Below are 7519 nucleotides of genomic sequence, written 5' to 3'. Positions count from 1 at the left end.
TAATGATTAACTATCCAAAACTATCAGATCAACGCGCTCGTATTGAAGCTAATCTACCAGATGGTGGACAAGTAGCCATGGTAGTAATCGCAGCAGGAATCTTCATGGGAATCCTTGCTGGAACGGGAATGGATAAAGCAATTGCGACAAGTCTATCATCAGTTATTCCAGCATCATGGGGCTCATATTGGGGCTTGGTTGTTGCCTTCCTATCAGCACCAGGAACATTCTTCCTATCAAACGATGCCTTCTACTATGGAGTACTACCAGTATTAGCAGAAGCAGGAGTAAACTATGGATTCACACCATTACAACTAGGATTTGCTTCATTAATTGGGCAAGCTTTCCACTTATTGAGTCCATTAGTACCATTCATTTATGTATTACTACGCTTAACAGATGTAGACATGGGACAATGGCAAAAGAAGAGTGCATTATGGGCAATCGGATTATTCATCGTTTATTTAGTAGTAGCAGTGGTATTTGGTTTAATGCCATTTAAAATCTAGTAGTAACAATTAAAGTTTTATCAATAACCACAAGCACGGAATAATTCCGTGTTTTTTGATTCTTGTAATAATGGATTAATTGAATTAAAATAAACAGTAAACACGTATGTTAGACAGAGGTTTACAAATGAACGAATTTGATTTTACCATTATTGGTGCAGGAGTTAGTGGGCTTTTTACAGCCATTGAAATTATAAAAGAAAAGCCCGGAGCAAAAATTTTAATCATTGAAAAAGGCCCATCATTGGATAATAGGACTGAAAGTGATGTATATAATGGATTTGGCGGTCTTGGAATCTCAGAAGGAAAATATAATTTTTCAGTAGATTTCGGAGGTGATTTGGTTGATAAAATTGGTCTTCAAAATACTACTTATTATTTATCAAAGGTTGAAGAATATCTAAATGAATTTAACGGGAAAGATAGCTTAGATTATCAGAGCCATTATTTTCAAGCACCAGATGAAAGTAAAATACGTTTTATTGATAATAAGGTAAAACATCTTGGCAGGAAGTTATCAAAAGAAGTTATCAAAAGTATATTTAATTATTTGGTGGAAAATAATACTCAAGTGATAAATTCAGTAAATATTTTAGGAATTGAAAAAAAGAATTCAAAATTTCTAATAAAAATTGAAGGAGTTGAAAATTTAATAATATCGAGAAATTTAATTATTGCTACAGGTATAAACAGTGATTTTGTAACAAATTTATCAGATAAATTTCAACTTACCAAGGAAAAATCTCGTGTAGATTTTGGACTAAGGATGGAGATGCCTTCAAATCAACTTAATCAAGTATTAGGAGATGATTTAGAAGTCAAAATGTTCTACAAGGATCTTTATACCTATTGTATGAATAAAAGTGGGAATATCATACCAAAGAAAATGTTGGGTTTTTCTCTAGCTGATGGGCAAAATCACCGCGAAGGAAAGCTAAGTGATAATTTGAATTTTTGTTTATTTAAACCATATTATTTTGAGGACGAATCACGATTAATGAATTACTTAAACAATATGATGGAAGAAATTAATAAAGGTAATGATGAACTTATAGGTCAAAAACTTTCAAATTTTGATCCATATTTTAAGAAAAAAAATACAATAAATAAAAGTATGAACTATCGAGAGTCTGATTTATATATCTATTTACCTGAAGATTTATTAGATGATACAAAAGAGTTTCTGCATGAATTAGATGTATTACTAGACAATGGTATTGAAGGAAATTCAATTTTATATGGGATTGATATCAAATTTCATTCTCCAAAAATTAAAACGGACTCGACTTTTCAATCAAGCGTTGAAGGATTATATTTTGTTGGGGATTGTTCGGGAGTAAGCTATTCTTTGAGTCATGCTGCAGCGAGTGGGATATATTTGGGAAGGCATATAGTCGAATAGATGAAGATAGTTTCTTCTTTACAATTTTGCGTTTTTATTTCATAATAAAAACTTAGAAAAGAGGATTTTATGGTTCAAACTGTCATATCATTTTTAGAAAATCATTTAAGCCCAGAAGCAATTGTGTTTATAATCTCAGTCTTACCAGTACTTGAGTTAAGAGGTGGATTAGTTGCAGCAAGTCTTATGCATGTCCCGTGGTATACTGCGACGCCAATCGCAATTTTAGGAACTATGCTTCCAGTTCCATTTATCATTTTTTTCATTGAAAAAATATTAGACTTTTTAAGTCTTCATGGGCCTATTAAAAAATTATCGCAAAAAATAGTAGAAAAAGGACGCTCTGGTGGTGAAAAACTTAAGAAAAACCATCCCAATAGTCTTAATCTAGGTCTATTGATTTTTGTAGCTATTCCTTTGCCGGGGTTTGGTGCATGGACTGGTGCTCTAATTGCAGCGCTTTTAGGTCTCAATCCAAAAAAATCACTTCCTGTAATTTTTCTAGGAGTAGTAATATCAGCAATTATTATGTTAGTTCTTGCGTATTTACTACCTGATTTAGTGCATCACGTATAAATAAAACATCATTTGGTGTTTTTATTTTTCCCCAAAATTTAAATATATATCTAGGAGGGGTTATGAAATTATTAATAACTGGATTTGAACCATTTGGCGGGGAAAGTATTAATCCGTCGTGGGAACTTGTTAAAAAACTTGATTATAAAATTGGCAATTTTACTTTAGAAAAACTAGAGTTACCTACATCTTTTGAAGGATCTTCTTCTATTCTGTTTAAAAAAGTAATGGAAGTAAATCCAGATTATATAATAAATATTGGTCAAGCTGGTGGTAGAAGCAAAGTAAGTATAGAGAGAGTTGCAATTAATATTGATGATGCTCCGATCCCAGACAACTCTAATTATCAACCAATTGATCAGACGATAAAAACTGATGGAGAAAATGCTTATTTTTCAACTCTACCTATAAAACTAATCTATTCAGAATTGAAGAAAGAAAATTTACCAATTGAAATTTCCAATACAGCTGGTACCTTTGTTTGCAATCATATAATGTATGAAGCACTCTATATAAAAGATAAAATCCATCCAAATATAAAGACGGGATTTGTTCATATTCCGTACTTACCTGAGCAAGTTGAAAATAAAAAAGAAATTGCTAGTATGGATATGACTAAAATGCTAAAGGTTGTAACTGAAATGATATTAATAATTTCCAGAAATATTGGAAAAAATGATAAGAAGGTAATTGGAGGGAGCATAGATTAAACGTAAAAGATTACTTTTTAAATTGTCTAATATAGTTTTTTTTATTGTAAATTAAATTCGAAAAAAACATAGTAATTTTTTGTTTTTGATAAATTAAAAGGATATAATTAGCTCATGTAACAAGTAGCAGAGAATTTCACTTTTAAAAAAAGAAGGAGAATTAAAATGGCAACTTATGATGAAAAACAAGAAAAAGTATTGGACAAAATCGCAGATGTTGTTAAAGATTTAGATGCAACAGTTGCTGATTATGCTAAACTTACTTTGGATGGTAAATCTCATTCAATTAAAGAATGGATCGATGAAAAGAAAGCAATCCATGAAATTAAAAAAGTATTAAAAGAAATTGGTAAGTATGAAGATAATGCTGATGGTGAATTTGAAAAAGAACTTTCAGATTTAGCTGACTATGTAGAATCAGTAGAATCACAATTAGAAAAAGATTTAGAATCAGATACAAAATCAGATTCAGAGTCTAAATAAAGTCTTTAAAGGTACATGGTTAAGACATCCATGTGCTTTTTTCAATTTTCGCAGTAAATATTTTACTATTGTTCTCTATGCTATTATAATTAGCTTGTGAAGTTTAATAAATGTCTGAAATTTCTGAGCATATTGTTTGACCAATTTTGACCAAAGCGTTATAATTGTATTTGTAAGGTTGATATAGGACCTTAATCCTAGTAAAAGGAGATAATTTTAAATATGAATATTGAAAAAATGACAACAACAATGCAAAATGCTCTTGGGGAAGCTCAAGGTATTGCTGTAACAAGACAAAATCAAAGTATTGAGGTAGCTCATTTATGGAAGATTTTCTTACAGCCAAATCATTTTGCAAGAAATTTTTATACTGATAATGGAATAGACGTCAATGATTTTGAAAGAGTAGTTGACAAAATGCTTGATTCTATACCAACTGTATCTGGAACAAATGTTCAATACGGACAAAGTATCAGTCAGGACTTATTTAATCTGTTTAATGAAGCAGATAAGATAAGAGAAGAATTCGGCGATGAATTTTTAGCAACAGAAGTTGTAATTCTCGCATTAATGAAACTCAAAAATAACGAATTGACTAAATATTTACTTAGTCAAGGATTAAACGAAAAAGAAATTAAAACATCAATTGAAAACTTAAGAGGAGGTGAGCGCGTGACTTCACAAAACCAAGAAGAACAATATGAAGCATTGGAAAAATATGCAACTGACTTAAACGAACAAGTAAAAAATGGGAAAATGGATCCAGTTATTGGACGTGACGAAGAAATTCGTGATGTAATCCGTATTTTATCTCGTAAAACAAAGAATAATCCAGTATTAATCGGGGAACCTGGTGTTGGTAAAACAGCCATCGTAGAAGGTTTAGCACAACGTATAGTTCGTCGTGATGTACCAGAAAATTTGAAAGACAAAAAAATCTTTTCACTTGATATGGGTGCATTGATTGCCGGAGCTAAATTCCGTGGAGAATTTGAGGAACGTCTTAAAGCTGTGCTTAAAGAAGTTACTAAGTCTGATGGACAAATTATTCTCTTTATCGATGAAATCCATAATATTGTGGGTGCTGGTAAAACAGAAGGAAGCATGGATGCAGGAAATCTCTTGAAACCAATGCTTGCTCGTGGAGAACTCAACACAATCGGAGCAACAACTCTTGATGAATATCGTCAATACATGGAAAAAGACAAAGCCCTTGAACGTCGTTTCCAAAAAGTATTGGTAAAAGAACCAACTGTTGAAGATACAGTATCAATTCTACGTGGATTAAAAGAACGTTTTGAAATCCACCATGGTGTTAATATTCATGATAATGCTTTAGTCGCAGCGGCAACCCTATCAGATCGCTATATTACTGATAGATTTTTACCAGATAAAGCAATCGATTTAGTCGATGAAGCTTGTGCCAACATTAAAGTTGAAATGAATTCAATGCCAACTGAACTTGACCAAGTTACTCGTCGACTTCTACAACTTGAAATTGAAGAATCAGCACTAAAAAAAGAAACTGATGATGCATCTAAAAAACGTCTTGCTAATTTGAAAGAAGAACTTTCAGAACTTCGTGAAGAAGCAAATAGCATGAAGATGCAATGGGAAACTGAAAAAGAAGCAGTTAATGCGGTTTCTAGCAAACGTGCAGAACTTGATAAAGCTAAGCATGAATTAGAAGATGCTCAATCTTCTTATGATTTGGAACGTGCAGCAATTTTACAACACGGTGAAATTCCAAAAATTGAAAAAGAATTAAAAGAACTTGAATCAAAAGAATCATCAAGTAATACAATGGTACAAGAATCAGTTACAGAAGATCAAATCGCTGATGTAGTTGGTCGTTTGACTGGTATCCCAGTTTCTAAACTTGTTGAAGGTGATCGTGAAAAACTTATGAAGTTAAATGAAACACTTCATACACGTGTAATTGGTCAAGATGAAGCAGTTGATGCTGTAAGTGATGCGATTATTCGTTCACGTGCAGGTCTTCAAGATCCAAATCGTCCTCTAGGTTCATTCCTATTCTTAGGTCCAACTGGGGTTGGTAAAACAGAACTTGCAAAAGCACTTGCTGAAAACTTATTCGACTCTGAAGATCATATGGTTCGTATTGATATGAGTGAGTATATGGAAAAACATTCAGTGTCTCGTTTAGTTGGTGCGCCTCCAGGATACGTTGGATTCGAAGAAGGTGGACAATTAACAGAAGCTGTTCGTCGCAACCCATATACAATCATCTTACTTGATGAAATTGAAAAAGCTCATCCAGATGTGTTCAACATTTTATTACAAGTACTTGATGACGGACGTCTTACAGATTCAAGAGGACAAGTAGTTGACTTTAAAAACACCGTTCTTATTATGACAAGTAATATTGGTTCTCAATATCTTCTTGATGGGGTAACTGCTGATGGTCAAATTCCTGAAGAAGTTAAAAGTGAAGTACTTGAACAATTAAGAGTTCACTTCAAACCTGAGTTCTTGAATCGTATTGATGATACAATCCTATTCACACCACTTAGTCTTGATGATGTTAAAGGAATTGTTAACAAGATTGTTAAACAACTTTCAGGTAGACTTGAAGAACAAGAAATTCAACTTGAAATTTCAGATGAAGCTAAAACTTGGATTGCTGAAAATTCATACGAACCTGCATACGGTGCACGTCCACTTCGTCGTTTCATTACAAGAGAAGTTGAAACTCCACTTGCAAAAGAAATTGTTTCAGGTAAGATTCTTCCAAAAACAAAAGTTACTATCTCTTTGGTTGATGATAAACTTTCATTCTCAACAGAACCATCTTCTGAATTCGAATAAATTGGTTAAAAACAAAGTATCGTTTGATATTTTGTTTTTTCTTTTTTTGAAATTTCAATTTAGTTTCATGGTATTTACAAAACATCTATATTTAATTTGATTTATATTTTTAAAATTTATTTATACTATTTATAGATATAATGTTTATTCTTGATTTATTGAGTATATATGATAATATATAGTTATAAAAATGGAGGGATATTATAGTATGAAACAAACTGAAGAAAAGAAACGTTACAAACAATTTAAAAAAGGTAAATTATGGGTTACAGCTCCAGTTACGTTTTTAGTTATTGGAGGAACACTTGCGCCAAGTATTGGTGGTATTGCTCAGACTTTAGAAAGCGCAGCAAATACAAAACCAAATGTTGCTGTTTCAACAACAAGTACATCAAGCTCGTCTAAAGCTCAAGCATCTTCATCATCGCTTGTTTCTACTACGGTTCAAGCAACATCTGAAGTTAAGACAAAATCTCAAGTTCAAGAGCCAAATCTTACACCTACTTCTGAAAAGGCAGTTTCAACTGTGGAAGAAAGTAAATTAGCTGAATCAACTTCTGAAGTATCTACAACAGAAGCACCTGAGTTATCTGATGCTGATAAAGAATCAAAAGATAGGATGGAAGAATCAAATAGACTTTTATTTGACAGTATGAAGAAATCATTAACTAGAAATCTTGATTTTTATAATGAAAATGCTGATAGCTTCAAAAAAAGTTTAAACATGGAAAAAGATGAATGGAGCTATAACAATACTTTGGATATAGTTGAAAATTCACTTAAGACTAGTAAGAGTAGGTTAGATAATCTCAATGAAGCAATTAGACTTTCAGAAAAAAATGGTTGGTGGGGAGTTCCTGAATTTAAATCGTTAATACCAGTTTGTAATGATTTAATTAGCAAGTACCAAGCATTATTGGATGGTAGAGCAGTTCCTAAACCAGTACCAACAAGTTCAAGTACAAGTGAACCAACAGCGCCAACAAGTTCAAGTACAAGTGAACCAACAA

At 32.3% G+C, this 7519-nt stretch carries 6 protein-coding genes and 1 pseudogene; all 7 read left to right on the top strand.

Annotated elements, in window-relative coordinates:
• A pseudogene (locus tag BG261_RS09785) lies at nucleotides 1-509 on the top strand (SLC13 family permease); the annotation flags it as partial.
• Nucleotides 510-636: 127 nt separating this feature from the next.
• The gene (locus tag BG261_RS09780; protein ID WP_070793146.1) at nucleotides 637-1911 is read left to right on the top strand and encodes a hypothetical protein; all 1275 of its coding nucleotides are present in this window, start codon (nucleotides 637-639) and stop codon (nucleotides 1909-1911) included.
• A 69-nt stretch (nucleotides 1912-1980) separates the two neighbouring features.
• The gene (locus tag BG261_RS09775) at nucleotides 1981-2487 is read left to right on the top strand and encodes a COG2426 family protein (protein WP_070793145.1); all 507 of its coding nucleotides are present in this window, start codon (nucleotides 1981-1983) and stop codon (nucleotides 2485-2487) included.
• Between the two features lie 62 nt (nucleotides 2488-2549).
• Nucleotides 2550-3197 (top strand): pyroglutamyl-peptidase I, encoded by a 648-nt coding sequence (gene pcp / locus BG261_RS09770; protein ID WP_070793144.1) that lies wholly within the window; start codon nucleotides 2550-2552, stop codon nucleotides 3195-3197.
• 165 nt (nucleotides 3198-3362) lie between these two features.
• On the top strand, nucleotides 3363-3680 hold the full coding sequence (locus BG261_RS09765; RefSeq protein ID WP_070793143.1) for a hypothetical protein: 318 nt from the start codon (nucleotides 3363-3365) through the stop codon (nucleotides 3678-3680).
• A 222-nt stretch (nucleotides 3681-3902) separates the two neighbouring features.
• Nucleotides 3903-6509 (top strand): ATP-dependent chaperone ClpB, encoded by a 2607-nt coding sequence (gene clpB, locus BG261_RS09760; RefSeq protein WP_070793142.1) that lies wholly within the window; start codon nucleotides 3903-3905, stop codon nucleotides 6507-6509.
• A gap of 208 nt (nucleotides 6510-6717) precedes the next feature.
• A partial coding sequence (locus BG261_RS09755; RefSeq protein WP_158007200.1) for a KxYKxGKxW signal peptide domain-containing protein occupies nucleotides 6718-7519 on the top strand: 802 nt, incomplete at its 3' end.

Source organism: Floricoccus tropicus, from assembly GCF_001832905.1.
GTDB lineage: Bacteria > Bacillota > Bacilli > Lactobacillales > Streptococcaceae > Floricoccus > Floricoccus tropicus.
The sequence above is the reverse complement of the archived record's forward strand: the minus strand, read 5'-3'. Positions and strand labels throughout refer to the sequence as shown.

Coding starts and splice junctions, on each gene's coding strand:
- BG261_RS09780 (WP_070793146.1), top strand. CDS start 637: ATGAACGAATTTGATTTTACCATTATTGGTGCAGGAGTTAGTGGGCTT.
- clpB (WP_070793142.1), top strand. CDS start 3,903: ATGAATATTGAAAAAATGACAACAACAATGCAAAATGCTCTTGGGGAA.
- BG261_RS09765 (WP_070793143.1), top strand. CDS start 3,363: ATGGCAACTTATGATGAAAAACAAGAAAAAGTATTGGACAAAATCGCA.
- pcp (WP_070793144.1), top strand. CDS start 2,550: ATGAAATTATTAATAACTGGATTTGAACCATTTGGCGGGGAAAGTATT.
- BG261_RS09775 (WP_070793145.1), top strand. CDS start 1,981: ATGGTTCAAACTGTCATATCATTTTTAGAAAATCATTTAAGCCCAGAA.